20 protein-coding genes and 1 rRNA gene are annotated in these 18,808 nt (G+C 70.7%); 12 read left to right on the top strand and 9 right to left on the bottom strand.

Annotated features, from left to right (window positions below):
* Nucleotides 1-87: 87 nt before the first annotated feature.
* From ACQUST_RS13975 to ACQUST_RS13965, 3 genes are all read right to left on the bottom strand, one after another.
* Nucleotides 88-1,974, bottom strand: a complete 1,887-nt coding sequence (locus ACQUST_RS13975; RefSeq protein WP_435129842.1) for a hypothetical protein — start codon at nucleotides 1,972-1,974, stop codon at nucleotides 88-90.
* A 267-nt stretch (nucleotides 1,975-2,241) separates the two neighbouring features.
* The gene (locus ACQUST_RS13970; RefSeq protein WP_435129839.1) at nucleotides 2,242-2,475 is read right to left on the bottom strand and encodes a DUF7508 domain-containing protein; all 234 of its coding nucleotides are present in this window, start codon (nucleotides 2,473-2,475) and stop codon (nucleotides 2,242-2,244) included.
* A complete protein-coding gene (locus ACQUST_RS13965; RefSeq protein WP_435129836.1) occupies nucleotides 2,472-2,990 on the bottom strand; it encodes a DUF5796 family protein in 519 nt (172 codons plus the stop codon). The genes ACQUST_RS13970 and ACQUST_RS13965 overlap by 4 nt, the downstream gene beginning before the upstream one ends.
* A gap of 89 nt (nucleotides 2,991-3,079) precedes the next feature.
* Between ACQUST_RS13965 and ACQUST_RS13960 the strand changes: the two genes are divergently transcribed.
* The 5 genes from ACQUST_RS13960 to ACQUST_RS13940 all read left to right on the top strand — a co-directional run bounded on the left by ACQUST_RS13960 (nucleotide 3,080) and on the right by ACQUST_RS13940 (nucleotide 6,929).
* The gene (locus ACQUST_RS13960; protein WP_435129833.1) at nucleotides 3,080-4,279 is read left to right on the top strand and encodes a hypothetical protein; all 1,200 of its coding nucleotides are present in this window, start codon (nucleotides 3,080-3,082) and stop codon (nucleotides 4,277-4,279) included.
* Nucleotides 4,276-4,758, top strand: a complete 483-nt coding sequence (locus tag ACQUST_RS13955; RefSeq protein ID WP_435129830.1) for a hypothetical protein — start codon at nucleotides 4,276-4,278, stop codon at nucleotides 4,756-4,758. Before ACQUST_RS13960 ends, ACQUST_RS13955 begins: the two co-directional genes overlap by 4 nt.
* A gap of 47 nt (nucleotides 4,759-4,805) precedes the next feature.
* Nucleotides 4,806-5,405: a hypothetical protein gene (locus tag ACQUST_RS13950; RefSeq protein ID WP_435129828.1), complete on the top strand. Its 600-nt coding sequence runs from the start codon at nucleotides 4,806-4,808 to the stop codon at nucleotides 5,403-5,405.
* Between the two features lie 283 nt (nucleotides 5,406-5,688).
* Complete coding sequence (locus tag ACQUST_RS13945) at nucleotides 5,689-6,588, top strand: shikimate kinase (RefSeq protein WP_435129825.1); 900 nt, start codon at nucleotides 5,689-5,691, stop codon at nucleotides 6,586-6,588.
* Between the two features lie 47 nt (nucleotides 6,589-6,635).
* Nucleotides 6,636-6,929 carry a chorismate mutase gene (locus tag ACQUST_RS13940; protein ID WP_435130071.1) on the top strand — a complete coding sequence of 98 codons (294 nt, stop codon included), beginning with the start codon at nucleotides 6,636-6,638 and terminating at the stop codon, nucleotides 6,927-6,929.
* A gap of 7 nt (nucleotides 6,930-6,936) precedes the next feature.
* Here ACQUST_RS13940 and ACQUST_RS13935 read toward each other — a convergent pair whose 3' ends face one another.
* Nucleotides 6,937-7,137, bottom strand: a complete 201-nt coding sequence (locus ACQUST_RS13935) for a hypothetical protein (RefSeq protein ID WP_435129822.1) — start codon at nucleotides 7,135-7,137, stop codon at nucleotides 6,937-6,939.
* A gap of 95 nt (nucleotides 7,138-7,232) precedes the next feature.
* The gene (locus ACQUST_RS13930) at nucleotides 7,233-7,928 is read right to left on the bottom strand and encodes a carbonic anhydrase (protein WP_435129819.1); all 696 of its coding nucleotides are present in this window, start codon (nucleotides 7,926-7,928) and stop codon (nucleotides 7,233-7,235) included.
* A gap of 147 nt (nucleotides 7,929-8,075) precedes the next feature.
* Here ACQUST_RS13930 and ACQUST_RS13925 point away from each other — a divergent pair, with 147 nt between their 5' ends.
* The 6 genes from ACQUST_RS13925 (at nucleotide 8,076) to ACQUST_RS13900 (ending at nucleotide 14,248) form a co-directional block, all read left to right on the top strand.
* Nucleotides 8,076-8,498 (top strand): universal stress protein, encoded by a 423-nt coding sequence (locus ACQUST_RS13925; RefSeq protein ID WP_435129816.1) that lies wholly within the window; start codon nucleotides 8,076-8,078, stop codon nucleotides 8,496-8,498.
* Between the two features lie 84 nt (nucleotides 8,499-8,582).
* Nucleotides 8,583-9,836, top strand: coding sequence for a chloride channel protein (locus tag ACQUST_RS13920; protein WP_435129813.1), 1,254 nt, complete (start codon nucleotides 8,583-8,585; stop codon nucleotides 9,834-9,836).
* 117 nt (nucleotides 9,837-9,953) lie between these two features.
* Nucleotides 9,954-10,097 carry a hypothetical protein gene (locus ACQUST_RS13915; RefSeq protein WP_435129810.1) on the top strand — a complete coding sequence of 48 codons (144 nt, stop codon included), beginning with the start codon at nucleotides 9,954-9,956 and terminating at the stop codon, nucleotides 10,095-10,097.
* A gap of 236 nt (nucleotides 10,098-10,333) precedes the next feature.
* The gene (locus tag ACQUST_RS13910; RefSeq protein WP_435129807.1) at nucleotides 10,334-11,338 is read left to right on the top strand and encodes an ABC transporter ATP-binding protein; all 1,005 of its coding nucleotides are present in this window, start codon (nucleotides 10,334-10,336) and stop codon (nucleotides 11,336-11,338) included.
* Complete coding sequence (locus ACQUST_RS13905; RefSeq protein WP_435129804.1) at nucleotides 11,335-13,122, top strand: ABC transporter permease; 1,788 nt, start codon at nucleotides 11,335-11,337, stop codon at nucleotides 13,120-13,122. The genes ACQUST_RS13910 and ACQUST_RS13905 overlap by 4 nt, the downstream gene beginning before the upstream one ends.
* 70 nt (nucleotides 13,123-13,192) lie before the next feature.
* Nucleotides 13,193-14,248, top strand: a complete 1,056-nt coding sequence (locus tag ACQUST_RS13900; protein ID WP_435130068.1) for an ABC transporter permease — start codon at nucleotides 13,193-13,195, stop codon at nucleotides 14,246-14,248.
* A 58-nt stretch (nucleotides 14,249-14,306) separates the two neighbouring features.
* On the opposite strand, the gene ACQUST_RS13895 is transcribed toward ACQUST_RS13900, so the two are convergent.
* From ACQUST_RS13895 to ACQUST_RS13880, 4 genes are all read right to left on the bottom strand, one after another.
* Nucleotides 14,307-15,734, bottom strand: coding sequence for a small ribosomal subunit Rsm22 family protein (locus ACQUST_RS13895; RefSeq protein ID WP_435129801.1), 1,428 nt, complete (start codon nucleotides 15,732-15,734; stop codon nucleotides 14,307-14,309).
* On the bottom strand, nucleotides 15,731-16,597 hold the full coding sequence (locus tag ACQUST_RS13890) for a prephenate dehydrogenase/arogenate dehydrogenase family protein (RefSeq protein WP_435129798.1): 867 nt from the start codon (nucleotides 16,595-16,597) through the stop codon (nucleotides 15,731-15,733). Before ACQUST_RS13890 ends, ACQUST_RS13895 begins: the two co-directional genes overlap by 4 nt.
* A gap of 93 nt (nucleotides 16,598-16,690) precedes the next feature.
* On the bottom strand, nucleotides 16,691-16,933 hold the full coding sequence (locus ACQUST_RS13885) for a hypothetical protein (protein WP_435129795.1): 243 nt from the start codon (nucleotides 16,931-16,933) through the stop codon (nucleotides 16,691-16,693).
* Between the two features lie 135 nt (nucleotides 16,934-17,068).
* Entirely contained in the window at nucleotides 17,069-18,244 is a 1,176-nt protein-coding gene (locus ACQUST_RS13880) for a M24 family metallopeptidase (protein WP_435129793.1), read from the bottom strand.
* Nucleotides 18,245-18,625: 381 nt separating this feature from the next.
* Between ACQUST_RS13880 and ACQUST_RS13875 the strand changes: the two genes are divergently transcribed.
* A 16S ribosomal RNA gene (locus tag ACQUST_RS13875) occupies nucleotides 18,626-18,808 on the top strand; the annotation flags it as partial.

The raw sequence follows: 18,808 nt of genomic DNA, 5'->3' as shown, positions 1-18,808 counted from the left end.
CCGAGGGCTTACAGAGTGATGTCGAGTGTCCGAGTCGAGCTATGGTCACCGGAATCGTGACGAAGCTCGACCGACTTCCTGCGTCGGTCAGAGGTCCGTCAGCACCTTTCGGACGCCGATGAGCCCGAGTGCGACGGTGGCGAGGACAATCGCCGCCACCGGGATACCGACGGCAAGCGTGAATCCTGTGTACTCCAGTAGTGAGACGCCAAGGAGACTACCGGAGACCAGTACGCCAAGCAGGTAGACGCTGACCCCCCAACAGAGTACGTACACTGCCCGTCCGACGCGGCGAAGCTCGTCGCCGTTGGGCGCAGGTGAGCTGTCGGGGAGGAGTTCGGAGAGTCCGAGTTCGGCGAGCTCTCCGCGGTCGCCGCTCAGATCCTGGAGGAACGCCTCGCGCTTTCTGAGGGCGTAGTCGACTCGCTCTCCCTCTACCGTGACCCGTAATCCGACGCGGCCGCCCCAGAACGCTGACGCCGCAGCGAGCACCATCACTTGCGTCTGCTCATTCAAGCCGCTAGCGACGACTGCCCCCACGGCTGCAACGAGGGCAATGCCCGGCAGTAGCAGCCGGTGACCGCGAAACGTCTCTGGGTAGAACGCGTCCGAGTCGGGGCTATCGTATCGGTCGATGGCGAGCGCGACGAACAGGAGAAGTACGGCACCCCCGCCGAGTCCGAGGATGTCTTCGGTAGCCGACCCGAGCGGCAGCAGAGCTGACAGTACCAGGACCACGATTGCCGCGACGAACGTCGCCACGATGCCGGCAACGACGCCGCCAGCTAGAACACTCGCGTCTTTCAGCAAGTCTCCGACGGTCACGGTGACGGACCGCGGTCTCCCGTAGTCGAATTTCCCGTTGTTCCGAGCTTTTTTGATCTGGTCGCGATAGTGGTCCTCCGACCGCGGGTAGTCGTCGAACCGGACCTCGTCGTCGATGTTCGTAACGACAAACCGTTTCCCACGGAACCGATACAGTACCGACTTCGCCGGAACGTCCCGCTTCTCCACTCGTTTCCGGTACGTGGAGGGACTGTCACTTGCCTCAGTCTCCGAGTCTGTCCGGGTCTCGTCGACGAGCGTGCCGTCTGACCCTCGGAACATCCCCGTCGGTACGTCCGGATTGTCGGTGGACAGCGACTGCTGACGCTCGAACGTTACGGAGCCGTACCTGGCTTTCGCAGTCTCCCCGTCACCGCCGCATCGGCGGCACGTGACCTGCTTGTTGCCGTTACAGTTCGAACAGGTCTGGGTCCCGGTGCCGCCGCAGTCGCTGCAGGATTCTTCACCGGTACCGCCACAGGCCGAACAGTCCTCGGTCCCGTCGACGCAGTCAGGGCACGGCTCCTTGTGGGTCGTCGTCTCGATACCGTCACCGTCACAGCGTGGACAGCTAACCCGGCCGTCCCCATCACACGTCGGACAGTCGTCGTCGGCCCCGCCGCAGTCCGGACAGTCGATTTTCATCGACCCCTCACACTGGGTGCATTGGCTCTCCTCGCCGACCGTAACGGTGGCCGAGCCGCCGCAGGTACTACACGACTCGTTCCCCTCACCTCCACAGGCGCTGCAGTCGACGGTTTTCGAGCCGTTACAGGTCTCACACCGTTCCGTGCCGGTACCGTTACAGGTGGGGCAGTCGTGCTTCTTCTTCCCGTCGCATTTCGTGCATGTCGAGACGGGGACCGACTCGATAAAGCTGACAGTTTTGTCGTCAAAATCCGACGGCGCGTGTGCGTACCTGCTCTCGTACGGTACACTTGACTGACGCTTCGATCGGTACTCGCTTCCCGAAAACGTCTTCGTCGAGATGCTTTCCGAGGCGGTTAATTGAGTTGTGACCGTCAATCGGACGGTGCCTTCGAACTCTTTCTTGATTTCAGCGCCCTCCACCAGATCCGCCGCCGCATCCGACTCTTCGGCGACGCGTTCGAGGAGTTCCTTCGTGGAGGGAAATCCGTCCGTGGTCATACGCACCCCAATCCGTCAGTCGCAGGCTGGCTTTCACCCTGGTTACTCGCTAGTCCCCCGCCTGGTCGCTGAAGGCCGGCTCCGGGAAAATCCTGGTTCGGCATACGGTCATACCCCAGAGAGCAGAGACATTAATCTTGACAATGATTGGTTATTGACCGATAAACGTTCGCGCCACGAAAACAGAACCCACTGTCCGGCAATAATCCGGGTGACCGTACTGTGCCAGCGGGCTCCGGATCTCAGGATGCCGTGCCTCGAACGCTCTCAGAAGTGTTCGTCGACGAGCCGTTCGGCGTGCGCCTCCGATTCGGCGGCGACCCAGCGCACCTTCGCGGCGTCGCCGTACGCCAGTTCCTCTTTCAGTTCGTCGCGGAGGACGCCGACGCCGTAGCCGACCGAGTCGCCGTCAGCGTCGCCGAGTTCGTAGACGCCGTACCGCTCCGGGGCGGCGCCGACCGCGGCCCGGTCGAACGCCCGCCACTGCTTCCTGAGGCTCATTCGTCGCCGTCGCCGTCGCCGCTGCGGTCGGCGTCACCGCTGCTGTCGGCGCCCTCCGCGTCGTCATCGGCGGATTCGTCGTCCGCCGCGACGAACTCGTAGCTGGCTTCCGACCAGTCGTCCTCGGCGAAGACGAACACGCGGCCGCCGGCGACCGCCGGGTCGGCCTCGATTTCGGTGCGCTGGCCGCCCGGTCGGCGCGCGGTGACGCCGGGGAACAGCTCCTCCTCGTCGCCCTCGTCGAGGACGACGCGGCCGACCCCGGTGTCTTCGAGGATTTCGTCGTGCGTCTTCAGGTCGTTCACGTACAGCAGCACGCCCTCCGTCTCCGTCGGGTCCGTGACGAGCACGTGGACCTCCTTGCCCGGCGGCGTGGTCAGCGTCCCCTCGACGCGCTGGGGGACGCCGTGGTAGAACGTCACTCGGCCGTCGAGATACTCGACTTCGACGCCCTCCTCGCGGAGCGCGACCGAGACGGTCGCGGGCGCCACGTCGTTCCGGTTCCCTGCGCTCATACGGACCGATTCGGGCGGCGCACGCAAAAGCGAGACGCTTCGGTCGGCCGCCCCCGAGATTTATCCCTGATGCCGGCCGACTACCGGGTATGACACGCGGACGGCGGTCGGTGCTGCGCGGCGTCGCCGTCGGCGCAGGCACGCTCCTCGGCGGCTGTGTCGCGTCCGGGTCGAACGTCCGGTACCCGGACGGCGCCGCCGGCGCGACCGACGGCGACGCGCGGACCGGCGCGGGGGACTCGACCGCCGGCGCCGACGACGCGGGGGCGGACCGGAAGCAGCCGCCGGCCGAGGCGAACCCGGCGCTCGGAGCGCGGACGCGGCTCGTCGTCGACGAACTGGCGTGGTTCGCCACGCAGTACCCCGCCGCCGTCGAGACGTACATGGCGGCGCTGAACCGCGCCGTCGAGGCGACCCGGACGCTCGCTGACGCCGGGAACGTCACGGTCGCCGACGTCGACCGCCTCGCCGCGGACTGGTCGAACGCCGTCGAGGTGACTCGCGGCGCCTTCGGCAACCACTACCCCATAGCCGGCTTCCTGCGCGACCGGTCGACGTACCACCTCGACGTCATCCGGAAGTTCGCTAGGCGCGACGACCGCGACCGGGTCCGCGAGGAACTCCGGCGGCTCGCGTCGTTCGGCGCCGGCGCCGCCTCCGAGCCGTTCATCGAGGGACACTTTCCGCGGGACCCGATTCAGAACCGGCTGGTCGAACGGCTCCGAAACGACCCGCGCGACGTGGACGGCGACGGCACCATCGACTGGCGGCTCGTCACGCAACTGCTGTACGAACCGGCGGAGGGCTCGCCGTTCCAGGCATACGCGTACGACGACACGCGGCGGTCGCTGTTTCAGCCGCCGCTACCCGCCGACTCCCGCGCCGACATCCGCGACAGCTACGCTCCGCTGTACGTCGGCGAGAACCGGGTGTCCGTCGTCACCGCGGCGTTCCACGAAGTCGGGCCGTCGCTCACGACGCCGCAGTTCCCGCGGAACCGTCCGACCGCGTCCGTGCCTCGCACCGTCGTCGCGCAGCGGTACGCGGACGAGCGCGCCGCCGCCGACGCGCTCTCGCTGGCGCTCGGCGACGTCACACAGGAGGGGACGTACCGCTTTCCGGATTCGACGTGGCGCCGCGTCTACTACCGGCGCGGCGGCGACGTCGTCTACGCGTTCTGCTGCCGCGCCGGCGAGTTCGTGCTGGCGACGGGCGCCGAGCGGACCGCGTGGGAGGAGCGCGTGGACTGGAACCGGAAACACCGGCGGACGTGGCTCGCCGGCGAATGATTGACGCCGCGGACCGCCGGGCGGCCGCCGTGCTCGTCGGCTGCCACGCCGCGGTGGGCGTCGGCCTCGCTGTCGCCGGATTCGCCGCGGCGGACTGGGCCCGGGCGCAGTTCGTCGCCGACGCCGCTGGCTCCGCCGTGGGCGCGCTCGGCCCGACGTTCCTCGCCGCGGCGGCGCTGTCGGCGGCGGCGACCGCGCTGGTCGCGGGCGTCGTCACGGCCGGCGTCACCGGCGCGCTCGTCGGCTCCCAGTACGTCAGGCCGACGCGCGCCGCCGCCGTCACCGGCGCGGGCGGCCTCGTCGGCGCCCCGCTTTTGGCCGCGCTCGCCGTCGCCGGAATCCAGTTAGGGGTCGCCGGCGCGGGAGCGGCACAGGTGTTCTCGGCGGCGCAGGCCGCCGTTCCCGTCGCGGTGGCGGCCGTCGGCGCCGGCGTCGCCGGCGCGGGCTGCGGCGCCGTCGCGGCGGCCGCGGTTCAGTGACCGACGGAGCGGCCACCTTTATACTCGGCGAGGGCGAGCGACGTGACGTGACGCGGAGCCGCCGCCGATTCCTGACTGGCGTCGCCGGGGTCGCAGCCGCGGCCGTCAGCGCCGGCTGCGGCGGCGGACAGCGAGTGACGCCGGCGCCGGTCCAGGAGACGCCGACGGACGCCGACGGCGAAACAGCCCCCCGGACCGCGTCCGCGACGCCGACGGACACGGCGACGCCGACCGACGCGCCCACCGAAACGGCGGCGACGCCGACCCGGACCCCGATGCCGGCGCCGGTCCCGCCGAACGGGTCGCTGTCGCTCGTCTCCGAGGGCGTCCAGTCGGTCCGCCGCGGCAACGACTACACCTACGTCGACTGCTACGTCGCCCTGGAGAACACCGGCGTCGCCGACGTGACGTTCGTCACGATAGAACTGCGGTTCGACGTCTACTTCACCACCATCGGCGGCGAGCGCCGGCACGTCGGCGCCGGCTACGCGACGGAGTCGTTCGACGAGGAGGACGGGTTCACGCCCGGCGAGACCCGGACCATCACCTGCCGCGTGTCGTTCCCGCCCGACGGCCGCGCCAACAACTCCTACGACCGGTCGCAGTACTCGACCGAGTTCGCCTACCGCCGCGTCCTCTACCGCTGACTGGCTCGTCCCGACGACGACTGCCACGTCCCGACGACGACTGCCACGTCCCGACGACGACTGCCACGTCCCGACGACGACTGCCACGTCCCGACGACGACTGCCACGTCCCGACGACGACTGCCACGTCCCGACGACGACTGCCACGTCCCGACGACGACTGCCACGTCCCGACGACGACGACCCGATTCGCGTGCGTCCCGAGCGCCCGGACGGCGCCGCGGGTCCGGCGAAAGTCGGTCGGACCGCCACCTTGAAACCCGCGCCGCGCCCCCCTCAGTCCATGCAGGGTCGCGCCGCCGCACCCGGAGCCGGCACCGTCGTCAACGCGCTCGCCACCGGCGTCGGCGCCGCGTTCGCGCTCGACGTGGAGACGACCGCCGAGGTGCGCCTCGACCCCGACGCGGACGGCGTCGCCGGCGACATCGCCGAGGCGCCGGACGGCGACACGCGGCTCGTCGAGCGCTGCGTCGAACGCGTCGTCGACCGGTTCGGCGACGGGGAGGGCGGCACCGTCCGCACCGAGAGCGACGTTCCGACCGCCGCCGGCCTCAAGTCGTCGAGCGCGGCCGCGAACGCCACCGTCCTCGCGGCCCTCGACGCGCTCGGCGTCGACGTCGCCGACGACTCGGACGCCGTTCCTGACGCCGACGACCGGGACGCCGACGTCACCTTCACGGAGGCGTGCCGAATCGGCGTCGAAGCCGCCCGCGACGTGGGCGTCACCGTCACCGGCGCGTTCGACGACGCGGCGGCGTCGATGCTCGGCGGCGTCGTCGTCACCGACAACACGTCGGACTCGCTCCGCAGCCGCGAGCGGTTCGGCCACGACGCGCTCGTCTGGACGCCGCCCGAGCGCGCCTACAGCGCCGACGCCGACGTCGACCGCTGCCGCCAGGTCGCGCCGATGGCGGACCTCGCCGTCGACCTCGCGCTCGACGGCGACTACGGCGACGCCATGACCGTCAACGGCCTGGCGTTCTCCGCGGCGCTCGGCTTCCCGACCGACCCGGCCGTCGAGGCGATGCCGGACTGCCTCGGCGTCTCGCTGTCCGGCACCGGCCCGAGCGTCGTCGCCGTCGGCGACGCCGACGACCTGCGTCGCGTCCGCGACCGCTGGGCGCGCCGCGACGGCGACACCGTGCTCACCCGGACCCGCGACGCCGGCGCCCGAATCGACTGACGCACTCCACCTGACTCACTCCCACCATGACAGACGACTCTCCCGACATCGACGACGTCCCGAACCCCGAGGAAATGTCGCTCGACGAACTCCGCGACGAAATCGCGTCCATCGACAAGGAGCTCGTCGAACTCATCGCGCGCCGCACCTACGTCGCCGACACCATCGCGTCGGTGAAAGCCCAGCGCGACCTCCCGACGACCGACGAGGCACAGGAGCAGGCCGTGATGGACCGCGCCGGCGAGAACGCCGAGCGGTTCGACGTCGACGCGAACCTCGTCAAGGCCATCTTCCGGCTGCTCATCGAACTGAACAAGGTCGAACAGCGGGAGAGCCGCTGAGGACGAGTCACGCCGTCTCGGCTTTCCGGCTCCGCCGCAGCAACCACCAGACCACCGAGAACGCGACGCCGCCGACGGCGCCCGAAACCGCGGCGACCGCGAGGTCTCCGTCGAACAGGACGGCCTCGGCGCCGGTCCAGAGGCCTGTCCACAGCACTGTCACGACCGCCCCGAACACGACGGGGTTCTCGAGGGTGACGCTCGACATACCCGGTTCTGGGTCCTGCGCCGCTAATCAGTACCGGCCGTCGCCGGCCGGGCCTCGCTGATTGAGCCTCGCCGATTGAGCTCGCGCGGCGGTGGTCAGTTCTCCTGGAGACGCCGGATGCGTGCGCCGATTTCGGGGTGGGCGTCCCGGAGCGACTCCACGGACGTGTCGCCGTCGACGTTGACGACGTGGACCTCGCCGCGCTCGCCGCCGTAGACGTCCTGGAAGTCGTAGACGACGCCGACCACCGTGACCGCCGCCGGGACGTCGTCGCTGGCGCGTAGCAGCGACACCTGCCGGTCGACGTTGTACTCGACGAGCCGGTTCACCGCGGCCGCGCCGTCGACGCCGTCGGGGAGCGCCTCGACGCGCGGTTCGAGGTGCGGCGCCAGCAGGTCGATGCAGTGTTCGATGCCCGGCGGCTCCGACGCTCCGTCGGCCAGCGGCCCGTCGGTCAGCGCCTCGTAGGCGGCGGTGACGGCGCCGCAGCCGGTGTGGCCGACGACCACGGCCGTGTCGGTGCCGGTGTGTGCGATCGGGTACAGCACGTCTCCGGAGACCGCCTCCCCGGATTCGGTGCGCTGGACGACCCGGTTCCCGATGTTGCTGCACGTGAATATCCGGCCCGGCTCGTCGTTCCCCCAGATGTGGTCCTGTAACACCCGCGAGTCCGAACAGCACACCGTCACGACGTCGGGCCGCTGGAACTCCTGGACGTCGTCGAACCGGGAGCGGAACGCCTCGGCGTGGGACGCGTTCGCCGCGAGCAGTTCGACCAGCGTCTCGTCCATACGTCCGGGAGCAGTCGGTCGGTGCATAACTGTTGGTACTCGGGGCCGCCGCGTTCGCTGAGCGGCCGGCACGGGGCGGCGTGCACGGCGGCCGACCGGGCCGTCACCACGGCAGGATATTTGGCGTCGCTGTCTCTGGTCTGCCCCATGTACGACGCGATTCTGGTGCCGACCGACGGCAGCGAGGCGGCGATGGACGCGGCGGAACACGCCTTCAGCCACGGCGAACGGTACGACGCGACCGTCCACGTGCTCGCCGTCGTCGACCAGACCGAAAGCGCGTCCATCGTCGGCCGCGGCGACGAGAAACTGGAGTCGCTCCGCGAGGCCGGCGACGAGTCCACGCGCCGCATCGTCGACGAGGCGCTCGCCCGCGACGTCGACGCCGTCGGCGCCGTCGAGGTCGGCGCGCCCGACCGGACGATACTGCGGTACGCGGACGACCACGACGTCGACCTCGTCGTGATGAGCACGCACGGCCGCTCCGGCGTCGGCCGGTTCCTGATGGGGAGCACGACCGAGCAGGTCATCCGCGACGGCGACGTCCCGGTGCTCGCCGTCCAGCGCTGACCGGCCGCCGGCGTCGCTGCCGTCACCGACGCCGTCGTCGGAGAACGCAAATCAAGCCGTGCGTCCGGCTGAACTACCGTCCCCATGGAGCGCGTCCCGGTTCCGCTTCGCGAACGCGAGTTCCACCACCTGCTCGTCGTCGCCGCGGTGCTCGGCGTCGGCGTCGGCGTGGTCGCGACGGCGTTCCGCGTCGTCTGGCTCGCGCTCAAACACCTGCTCTGGTCGACGCTGACCGCGACGTACTGGCGCGTCCCGGTGAGCATCGCCGCGGGCGTGCTCGTCGGCGCCGTCCTCTACTCGACGTTCTACCCCGGCGCGCTCTCCGCGCTCGTCCAGCAGTTCCACGGCGAGGGCCGCGTCGAACTCGCGGACAACGTCCCCATCATCCCGGTCGGCCTCGTCGGGCTGGTCGCCGGGCAGAACGCCGGCCCGGAGGGCGTCATGTCGGTGGTCGGCGGCTCGTTCGGGACGTACGTCTCGGAGCTGTTCGGCTTCGACAACTCCACGAAGCTGCTGACGCTCGCCGGGATGGGCGCCGGCTTCGGCGCGATTCTCGGCGCCCCCATCGGCGGCGCGCTGCTGTGGCTCGAACTCCCGCACGAGCGCGGCCTCGAGTACTACGAGGCCATCATCCCGACGTTCGTCGCGTCGTTCGCCGGCTACCTCACCGAGGTCGCCCTCGGCGGTATGCGGCTGTTCCCGGTGTGGCAGACGGCGTCCATCGTGCCGCCGACGCTCCCGAAACTCGGGTGGGCGGCCGCCGTCGGCGTCCTCTGTATCCCGTTCGGGCTCGTTTACTCGGAGGCGTTCAGCCTGGTCGGCCGCGCGTTCCGCCGGCTCTCCGTGGCGGTGTACGTCAGGACGACGCTCGCCGGCGCCGTCATCGGCGTCCTCGGGTGGCTCGTCCCGCTGTCGTACTTCTACGGCGGCGCGAAGATGAACGCGCTGCTCGGCGGCGGATTCACGCTCCAGACGCTGCTGGTGACGCTCGCCGCCGTCATGGTCGCGGCCGGCGTCACGATTCACGGGAACTGGATCGGCGGCCTCATCGTCCCGCACATGTTCATGGGCGCGCTCGTCGGGCAGGCGGCCGCGCTCGTCGTCCCCGGGCTCCCGCCGGTGCTCGCCTCGCTCGCCGGAATGGCGGCGTTCAACTCCGTCGTCACCGGAACGCCGCTGTCGTCGGCGCTCATCGCCATCGCGCTCACTGACGGCGCGAGCATCACGCCGGTGTTCCTGGCGTCGCTGGTGGCGTTCACCGCGAGCCCGTCGGTTCGGTTCCTCGAAGCGGTCGGGCCTCGCTCCGAGTCGCCCGGTTTCCACGTCTCCGACGAGTGACCGGACGGCGCGGTGCCGCCGCCCCGACTCGGACCTAGTATTTCCTTATATGCTATAGTGTGTCTTATGAGGTTTGGAGGAACGCTGATATACCGCGCCGAGGTAGACCGTGCCACGATGACAGAGCAGACCATGGAGGACGTCGACCACACGCCGCCGAACCGAACGTCTGCGGCGGCAGTCTGGGAACGAGGCGGCGAAGTGACCGCGGACGTCGACGTCGACGCCGACGCGGACTCCGCGGCGCCGGCCGACGACTGACGCCGTTCACCGACCAGCGCTTTCGACTGCGAGCACCGCTCGACTGACTACGTCCTGTACTCCGTCGCGACCACCGCTTTCTGTGTTCCATTTCGTCCCGTCCAGGCCCGCCGAGTTGCGTTCTGACCCGCGTCGGAGCCGACACCGCGTCCGCCGGCCGGGCGACGCCGTCCGTGGTTTTCAGCGCCGATAGCCTCGGCGACGGGCTTTACCCCGCTCGGACGGACGGACCAGTCATGATTCGTGCCGACGGGCTACGGAAGGTGTACGGCGACTTCGTCGCCGTACAGGGGAGCACCTTCGCGGTCGACGCGGGCGAGATTTTCGGCGTCGTCGGGCCGAACGGCGCCGGGAAGACGACGACGCTCAAGACGCTCGCCGGCCTCGTCGAACCGACGGCCGGCGTCGCCGAAATCGCCGGGAAGCCCGCCGGCGACCCGGCCACCAGGACCGACCTCGGCTTCCTCCCGGAGGAGTCGCCGCTGTACGAGGACATGACCGCGCGGAGCTACCTCCGCTTTTTCGCGGACCTCTACGACGTCCCGCGGCCCACCGCGACCCAGCGCATCGAGGGCGCGCTCGACGACCTCGAACTCGACCACCGCGACCGACGCCTCGGCGACATGTCAAAGGGGATGAAACGGAAGGTCGCCATCGCGCGGTCGCTCGTCAACGACCCGGACGTCCTCATCTACGACGAACCCGCGTCGGGGCTCGACCCGCTCACGACGAACTACGTCCTCGAGTACGTCCGCGACCTCGCCGACGCCGGAAAGACCGTGCTGTTCTCCGCGCACAACCTCTATCACGTCGAGTCGGTCTGCGACCGCGTCGTCATCATGAACGAGGGCGAAATCGTCGCGCGCGGCACCGTCGAGGAGATTCGCGACGAACACGGCGACACCGCCTACCGCGTGTTCACGACGGTCCAGGTCGCCGGCGCGGAGCCGGACGGCGACCGCTTCGTCACCGAAGTCGACTCGATGGACGCCGTCGAGGAGGTCCGCGACGCCGCGGCCGCCGCCGGCGGCGACGTCGACGACATCCGGACCCGCGAGTCGACGCTCGAAGAGATATTCCTCGACGTCGTCGGCCAGCCGATGCCGGGGAGTCGCCGCGTCACCGCCGGCGACGACGCGGGGACGGACGGAGAAACCGACGACGGCGCTGACCGAGCAGCGGACGACGGGTCCGCTGCGTCGGGCGAGCCGGCGGCGTCCGCCGCGGAGGACGACGAGTGACGCCGCGGAAGCTCCTCCGCATCGCGCGGTGGGAGGTCAGCCGGACCGCCGGCGTCCTCGACCGGCGGACCGCGGTGCTCGGCGCGCTCGCGCTGCTGTTGACCGTCGGCGTCGCCGTCGCGGGCGCCGCGGCGGGCGGCGTCGCGTTCGACCGCGACATCTACGAGGTCGCCGTCTCGGAAGACAGCCCGTACCACGAACCGGTGGCGTCGTCGACGCCGCTCGAAGCCGTGCCGGCCGACGCGGCCGACGCCGACCTCTACGTCGCCGACGCGAACGTCAGCGACCGGCAGGCGACCGTGACGCACCTGCAGACGGCGAAGGGCGAGGCGGCGCTGGCGGCGTTCCGGAGCGCCGTCGCCGCGCACAACGACCGGCTGATGCGCCAACAGGACAACCAGAGCGCAGCGTTCCCTGTGTCCGTGACGCTCAGCTACGTCACCCGCGGCTCCGACCAGATCGGCGCGAGCGACGGCGGAAGCGGCACCGACGGCGGCGACGGTTCCAGCGGGGACGGAGCCGGCGACGGAAGCGGTGGAGACGCCGGCGCCGACGGCTCGGGCGGCGGCGACGCCGGCGGGCCGATGCAGGTCCCGGACTTCGGCGGCGGCCCGCTGTTCGGCGGGCAGTCGACCGGGTCGCCCGCCGAGATTTCGCCGCCGTTCCCGTTCGCGTCGCTGGTGCTCGCGTTCGCGTTCCTCGTCCCGATGAACTTCGTGATTCAGGCGTACGGCTCCACGATTCTGAACGAGCGCGTGAACCGACGCGGCGAACTGCTGTTGGTCGCGCCGGTGTCGAAACTCGACATCGTCGCCGGGAAGACGCTGCCGTACGTCGCCGTCTCGCTCGTCGCGACGGCGGTCATCGCGGCCGCGGTCGGCGGCGGCGTCCTGTCGGTCGCCGCCGTGTTCCCGGTCGCGCTCGCGTTCCTCGCGGCGACGTTCGTCGGCGCGATGTTCGCGCGGAGCTTCAAGGAGCTCACGTTCGTCACCGTCACGGTGTCCGTCTTCCTGACGACGTACGCGTTCGTCCCCGCCATCTTCACGAACGTCACGCCGGTCGCGCTCATCTCGCCGCTCACGCTCGTCGTCCGCGACCTCCAGGCCGGCGGCGCCGCGACCTCCGTCGGCGACTACCTGTTTTCGACCGGGCCGTTCTACCTCACGTCGGCGACGCTGTTCCTGCTCGGCACCGGCGTCTACCGCGAAGAGGACATGTTCACCCAGCGCGCCGTCCCGCTGAAGTTCCTCGACGCGCTCGCCGTCCGGCTGTCGCGGCCCCGCGACGTCGCGGTGCTCGCCGCGCTGTCGATTCCGTTCGTGTTCGTCGCGGAGCTGCTCGCCGTCGCCGTGCTGTTCGCGCTGCCGCAGGCCGCCGCGACCGTCGCGCTGCTCGTCGTCGTCGCCGCCGTTGAGGAGGCCGCGAAGGGCGTCGGCGTCTACGCCGGCTTCCACCAGTCGCGGTTCGAACGCGACCTCCCGACGGCGCTGAAACTCGGCGCGCTCGCCGGAGTCGGCTTCTTCGTCGCCGAGAAGGCGACCGCGGTCGTCCAGCTCGTCGGGCTCGGCTCGCTGCCGCTCGGGCAGGCCGCGTTCGCGCCGTCCGGGGTGAGCCCGGCCGTCGGCGTCGCGCTGCTCGCCGCGCCGCTCCTGTTGCACGTCGTCACCGCTGCCGTCTCGGCGGTCGGCGCGACCCGCGACCGGGCGTCGTGGGCCGTGACGCTCGCCGTCGCGGCCGCGATTCACTTCGCGTACGACTTCGCGGTGGTGATGACCCTTGGGTGACTCGCCCGCGCCGAAGCCGGGGACTGCCGCCGCAGAGCGAGCCGACCGGGACCGGGACCCGCGGGTCGTCATCGCGAAGCGCGAACTCGCGTCGCTGCGCTCGGAGAAGACCATCGTGCTCGCGCTGCTCATCCAGCTGTTCGTCGCGGCGTTCTCGTCGTTCCTCGTCGTCGGGCTCGTCTCGCTGTACGACCCCGGGAACGCCGCCGGAATCACCGTCGAAACCGCGGTCGCCGGCGACGCCGCGGACGAACTCGCGGCGGCGGCCGAGTCCACCGACAGCATGGAGCCGCGGCTGTACGAGACCAAGCAGGCAGCCGTCGACGCGTTCACCGCCCGGGAAGTCGACGCCGCGCTGCTCGTCACGGAGACGCCGCGGCACGTCCTCGAAGTCAGGGTGCTCGTCCCCGACCAGGGGGTCGCCTCGACGCTCGTCGTCGTGCAGGCGCGGGAGGCGCTGCGGGCGTTCGAACGCGCCGAGCGCGCCGACCGCGCCGCGCACCTGACGTCGACGCCGCTGGAACTGCCGCCGCGCGCCGGCGCGTCGCCGTACTTCGGGTTCACCTACACCGTGCTGGTGCCGCTGCTGCTGTTCCTCCCGGTGTTCATCGCCGGGTCGGTGACGGTGGACTCGCTCACCGAGGAGGTGGAGCGCGGCACGCTCGAACTGCTCCGGGTCGCCCCGGTGACGCTCACCGACATCGTGGAGGGGAAACTGCTCGCCGCCGCCGGCCTCGCGCCGGTGCAGGCGGCGCTGTGGCTCGCGCTGCTGTCGCTGAACGGCACCGCCATCGCCCCCGCGTCGAGCGCCGTCGGCACCGCCGCCGGCGTCGTGTCGCTGCTCGGCCTGACCGCCGGGCTGGCCGCGCTCGTCACGGCGCTCGGCGCCGCCGTCGCGCTGGTGTCGCCTGACCGCCGCGCCGCACAGACCGTCTACTCGCTCGGCGTGCTCGGCCTGTTCGGCGCCGCCGCGCTCTCCCCCGTGAACCCCGCGAACGTCGCCGCGAAACTCGCGGTCGGCTCCGCCGACGCGTCGACGTACCTCGCCGTCGCCGCCGTCGTCGCGCTCGGCGTCGCCGGCGTCGCGGGCGCCCGCACCGCCGTCCGCCGCTACGGGCTGGACTGACGGGCGCCGCGCGAGGCCGCTTCGACCCCGGTTCGGGCCGATTCTGGTTCGCGCCGACTCAGGGCACGAGCGCGTCGACGACGGTCTCCTTCTCGCAGACCAGGTTGTACGCGCCCTCGTCGTCGTTCCACAGGACCAGGACGTTCTCGAACTGTAACACGGCGCCGTACGGGGCCTCGCTGAGGTCGCGGTTCAGCGACGACTCGCCGGTGAGCACCGCGTAGTGTTCGAGGCGTTCGGAGCCGTCACCGACCTTGAACAGCGGGTTCGCATCGCCCGACGCGAGGTTCTGCGAGAGCTTCACGGCGAGGAGGTTCACGCGGTCGGTGACGTGCGCTTCCGAGTTCGCGAGCTTCGCGTGCCGCTCGCCGCTGGCGACGATGGGGACGCGGCGCTCGCCGTCGGTCCGGAGCACGGCGTACGAGAACTTCACGTCCGTGTTGCAGAAGGCGCCGGGCTCCTCGTCGTGTCTCCGGTCGGCGGCGTCGTCGAGGCGGCGCTGGAACCCCGGCGTCTCCAGGGCGGGCCGGTCGTCGAACGACCAGCCGCGGTCCGACGGCTCCTCGCCGGGCCACAGCCGCAGGTCCGGCGCGTACACCGTCACATCGCCGTCGGGCGGGGCGACGCTGCGTTCGACCGACCGGAGCTGCGTCGACGTGTTCAGGTCCGCCGGCGCGAGCAGGACGCAGGCGCCGTCGTCCGCCATCGCGCCCAGGTACGTCTCGACGACCGCCTCCGGGTCGTCGAGCTCCGAGAGCACGTTCCCGAACAGCACGAGGTCGACGGCGCCGACCGACTCCGGGTCGAACGCCTCGGCGGTCGTCCGGTGAGTCGTCGTCCTGACGTTCCGGCGCGTCTCGTCGGCGAGCCGGTCGAACACGTCGGCGTTCGCGCTCGGCTCGACGGCGTGGTAGTCGACGAGCGCGTCGTCGGGCAGATAGTCGTGGACGCCGAGCATCGGGCCGCCGACGCCGGCGCCGACGTCGAGGACGCGGAGCTGCCGCGGGAGCAGCCCCCGCTCGGCGAGCGTGTCGAGGACGTAGCCGACCGCGGCGTAGAAATCCGGGAGGTGATACACGCCGTAGCCGAGCGCCGCGTCCGCGTCGTACTCCACGTCGCGGCCGCGGTAGTAGTCCTCTTTCATCCGCCGGATGACGTCGCGCAGTTCGTCGCCGGAGTCGCCGGTCGCCCACTCGCGGCCGAACCGCTCGACGAGCAGGTCCTCGAACGCGTGCGCGTACCGCTCCGGGAACGCCGACGGCTGCCAGCCCGGTGGGTCGACCGGGTCGTCGTTCGCCGGGACGAACGTCCCGTCGTCGCGTTCGAACAGCCCGAGGTCGTACGCCTCCTCGCGTAGCGCCCGCCGGACGACCGCCGGATGCGGCTGGTCGGGGAGGTACTCGAATATCTCGTCGGGGTCGACGGGCCGGGCGCGCCGCAGGTACTTCGCGGTGTCCCGGAGTGCCTCGCGGTCGACGGCGCTCATCGGCCGGCTCCGGCGTCGCCGCCGCCGTCCGTTCCCGTTCCGCCTGCCGAACCGGACTCGCCGTCGTCGGCGTCGCGGTCGCCGTCACCGCCACCGTCGCCGTCGAACCGGGACGCCGCGTCGACGCGGTCGCGGACCTCCGCGAACAGTTCCTCGAAGGTGTCGCGGTCGGCGTCGGCGAGCACCTGTGCCGCGTCGGCGACATCGTCGGCGCCGCCGAACGCCTCGCGGATGTCGGCGTACGTCGCCGGGTGCCCCTCCGCCATCGTCGCGGCGAGGTCGGTGAGCCCCGAAGAAACCGGGGTCTGGAACCGGTCGTCGACGTCGTCGGCAGCGAGCGCGTACGACAGCACCGCGGTGTGCGCCGCGGTCTGAACCGTCTCCATCGCCTCGTCGTGCTCGGCGGCCGTCGTCTCGAAGACGTCGTTGCCGGCGGCCGTCAGTCCGTCGCGGACGCCGTCGACGAACGAGCCCGCGACGCCCGGGACGTAGGCGACCCGCCCCGGCGCGCGCGGCGGCGCGAACAGCGGGTGGAAACTGGCGTACTCGCCGTCCACGTGCTCCTCCATCGCGGCGAGCGGCTCCGCCATCACCCCGGAGACGTCGACCATCGCGCCGTCGGCGGCGTTCGGCGCGTACCGCTCGACCGCGTCCGCGACGGCCGGCATCGGCACCGCGAGCGCGACGCAGTCGAACGACTCGTCGGTGTCCGCCGGGACGACACGGCCGTCGACGACGGCCTCGGCGGCGTCCATCGCTGTCTGCGGGTTCGTGTCGGCGAAGGCGACGCGGTCGACCGCGGGACGCAGCGTCCGCGCGAGCCACCGGCCCATCTCACCGGCGCCGACGACGAGCAGCTTCATGGACGTATGCAGCCCGACCGGCCGTGAAAGCGTATCGGTTAGGTGAGTCGCGTCGACGCCGGCGACCGTCCGCCGCCGCCGTCCGTTCGCCGGTCAGTGCCGGACGAGGTGGTACGTCGTCCCCCACAGGAACGCCAGCGCCGAGGCGAGAACGAGCGCCCCGGCGAGTTCGCCGTCCAGCGACCCGCCGAGCGCCGCGGCGAGCGGCGCCCCGACGGCCCTGAACACGGCGGCGACGGACGCGTAGTTGTTCGCCAGGTAGGTGTCGACGACGGCGGCGAAGCCGACGCTCGCGAGCGCGCCGAACGCGTGCGAGACGCCACTTTTCAGCGGCATGGCCGGTGCGGTTCGAGGGTGCTTCGGCTGTGTCCGGGAGTCACGGTCGTCCACAGCGGTGGCGTGCGGCGACGAAAAGGTTTCGACGCGCTGTCAGGCTGGCCGGCTCCGTCGACAGCGGCGTCGCGGTCGCGGTCAGTCGACGACCAGTTCGACGGGGTAGTCCGTGAGGTTCTCGTGGCCGTCCTCGGTGACGACGACGATGTCCTCGATGCGGATACCGCCCACCGCGGGGTCGTACAGGCCGGGTTCGATGGTGACGACGTGCCCCGGCTTCAGCTCCTCGCCGCGGGGATTGACGCCCGGCTGTTCGTGGACGTCGAGGCCGACGCCGTGGCCCGTGGAGTGGATGAACCCGGTTTCGGTCGTCGGGTCCGACCGCAGCGTCTCGTAGCCCGCCTCCTCGTAGGTGTCACAGACGACGTCGTGTACCTCCGCGCCGGTGACGCCCGGTTCGACGGCTTCGAGCGCGCGCCGAAGCGCGTCGTGGGTGACGTCGTACCGCGTCCGAACCTCGTCGTCGGGGTCGCCGCGGAGGAACGTCCGCGTCATGTCGGCGTGGTACTTCGACGCCTTGTCGCGCGGGAAGATGTCGACGACGACGGGCTCGCCGGGTTCGAGCGGGCCGCTCCCGCGGTTGTGCGGGTCCGCGGCGTCCGCGCCGCAGGCCACGATGGTTTCGTCGAGCGCGCAGCCGTGTCGGAGCAGCGTCACCTCGATCTCCTCTCGGACCCGCTCGCTGGTCAGCGGCTCGCCGTCGTGGACCAGAACGTCGCCGTCGACGGCCGCGTCGGCGATGAGCGTCTCCGCCGCGCGCATCGCCGCCTCGTTGGCCTTCTGGGCGGTGCGCACGTGCTCGACCTCCTCGTCGGTCTTCGCCGCGCGGATGTCCTCGACGACGTCGTCGGTGTCGACCGCGACGTCGACGCCGCGGTCCCGGAGACCGTCCGCGACACCCACTGGGAACCGCTCCGGGACGACGGCCGCGTCGACTCCGAGGTCGTCCAGGAAGGCGGCGTAGGTCCGAACGGTCCCCTCGGCCTCGCCGTACTCCTCGACGCGGTCGACGTGGTCGTACTCCGCGAGGCGCGCGACCGTGTCCGCGCGCGACTCCTTTTTCGCGCGGCCGTACTCCAGCCCCGACACCAGCACCGCTGTCTCCGCGTGCGTGTACGCGGTGAAGAACGGGTCGGGGGCGTCGAACCCGGAGAGGTACAGCTGGTTCGAGTCGGAACTGTCCGAGTCCAGACAGTACGCGTCCGCGTCCGCCTCAGCCAGCAGCGCGTCGAGCCGCGAGAAGTCGGGCGTCATCTGTCTCGGTCTCGGCCGCGCGGCCGCAAAGTCGTTACTCATCCGGCCGGTTCGGCGGGGAGTTGCTGCTCGCAAGGCCCTGTCTGCCGTCTGACGCTGGAATCCGTCTGGGATGTCGGGGACGGCACGGCTCAGTGTGTGAACGTTTGTCCCATGAGTCGTCGGCACGAGGCGGCCGCGAGACGACGGCCTTTTGTATGAACCTGCATTTGGTAGTGATGTGAACGACACGCCGCCCACCCGGGCGGCAGGATGAGGATTCCGCCCCTGCGGTCCGCCGCAAGACGGTATCTGATGTTAGCCCCGATAGCTTGGTGACATCTGGCTGATACAACGGTGTCACCAATCGACCCGCCACCCCCTGTCCGTCAGGACAGGAACATTCCGGTTGATCCTGCCGGAGGTCATTGCTATCGGAGTCCGATTTAGCCATGCTAGTCGTACGAGTTCATACTCGTGGCAGATAGCTCAGTAACACGTGGCCAATCTACCCTACGGATCGAGATAACCTCGGGAAACTGAGGCTAATCTCGAATACCGCTCCCACGCTGGAACGCCGGGAGC

This window comes from Halobaculum sp. D14, assembly GCF_051195135.1.
In the GTDB taxonomy this organism is placed as follows: domain Archaea; phylum Halobacteriota; class Halobacteria; order Halobacteriales; family Haloferacaceae; genus JBNTKA01.
The sequence above is the reverse complement of the archived record's forward strand: the minus strand, read 5'-3'. Positions and strand labels throughout refer to the sequence as shown.

Excerpts from the sequence above, each read along its gene's own strand:
- ACQUST_RS13975 (WP_435129842.1), bottom strand. The coding sequence starts at position 1,974 with ATGACCACGGACGGATTTCCCTCCACGAAGGAACTCCTCGAACGCGTC.
- ACQUST_RS13970 (WP_435129839.1), bottom strand. The coding sequence starts at position 2,475 with ATGAGCCTCAGGAAGCAGTGGCGGGCGTTCGACCGGGCCGCGGTCGGC.
- ACQUST_RS13965 (WP_435129836.1), bottom strand. The coding sequence starts at position 2,990 with ATGAGCGCAGGGAACCGGAACGACGTGGCGCCCGCGACCGTCTCGGTC.
- ACQUST_RS13960 (WP_435129833.1), top strand. The coding sequence starts at position 3,080 with ATGACACGCGGACGGCGGTCGGTGCTGCGCGGCGTCGCCGTCGGCGCA.
- ACQUST_RS13955 (WP_435129830.1), top strand. The coding sequence starts at position 4,276 with ATGATTGACGCCGCGGACCGCCGGGCGGCCGCCGTGCTCGTCGGCTGC.
- ACQUST_RS13945 (WP_435129825.1), top strand. The coding sequence starts at position 5,689 with ATGCAGGGTCGCGCCGCCGCACCCGGAGCCGGCACCGTCGTCAACGCG.
- ACQUST_RS13935 (WP_435129822.1), bottom strand. The coding sequence starts at position 7,137 with ATGTCGAGCGTCACCCTCGAGAACCCCGTCGTGTTCGGGGCGGTCGTG.
- ACQUST_RS13930 (WP_435129819.1), bottom strand. The coding sequence starts at position 7,928 with ATGGACGAGACGCTGGTCGAACTGCTCGCGGCGAACGCGTCCCACGCC.
- ACQUST_RS13925 (WP_435129816.1), top strand. The coding sequence starts at position 8,076 with ATGTACGACGCGATTCTGGTGCCGACCGACGGCAGCGAGGCGGCGATG.
- ACQUST_RS13920 (WP_435129813.1), top strand. The coding sequence starts at position 8,583 with ATGGAGCGCGTCCCGGTTCCGCTTCGCGAACGCGAGTTCCACCACCTG.
- ACQUST_RS13915 (WP_435129810.1), top strand. The coding sequence starts at position 9,954 with ATGACAGAGCAGACCATGGAGGACGTCGACCACACGCCGCCGAACCGA.
- ACQUST_RS13910 (WP_435129807.1), top strand. The coding sequence starts at position 10,334 with ATGATTCGTGCCGACGGGCTACGGAAGGTGTACGGCGACTTCGTCGCC.
- ACQUST_RS13895 (WP_435129801.1), bottom strand. The coding sequence starts at position 15,734 with ATGAGCGCCGTCGACCGCGAGGCACTCCGGGACACCGCGAAGTACCTG.
- ACQUST_RS13890 (WP_435129798.1), bottom strand. The coding sequence starts at position 16,597 with ATGAAGCTGCTCGTCGTCGGCGCCGGTGAGATGGGCCGGTGGCTCGCG.
- ACQUST_RS13885 (WP_435129795.1), bottom strand. The coding sequence starts at position 16,933 with ATGCCGCTGAAAAGTGGCGTCTCGCACGCGTTCGGCGCGCTCGCGAGC.
- ACQUST_RS13880 (WP_435129793.1), bottom strand. The coding sequence starts at position 18,244 with ATGACGCCCGACTTCTCGCGGCTCGACGCGCTGCTGGCTGAGGCGGAC.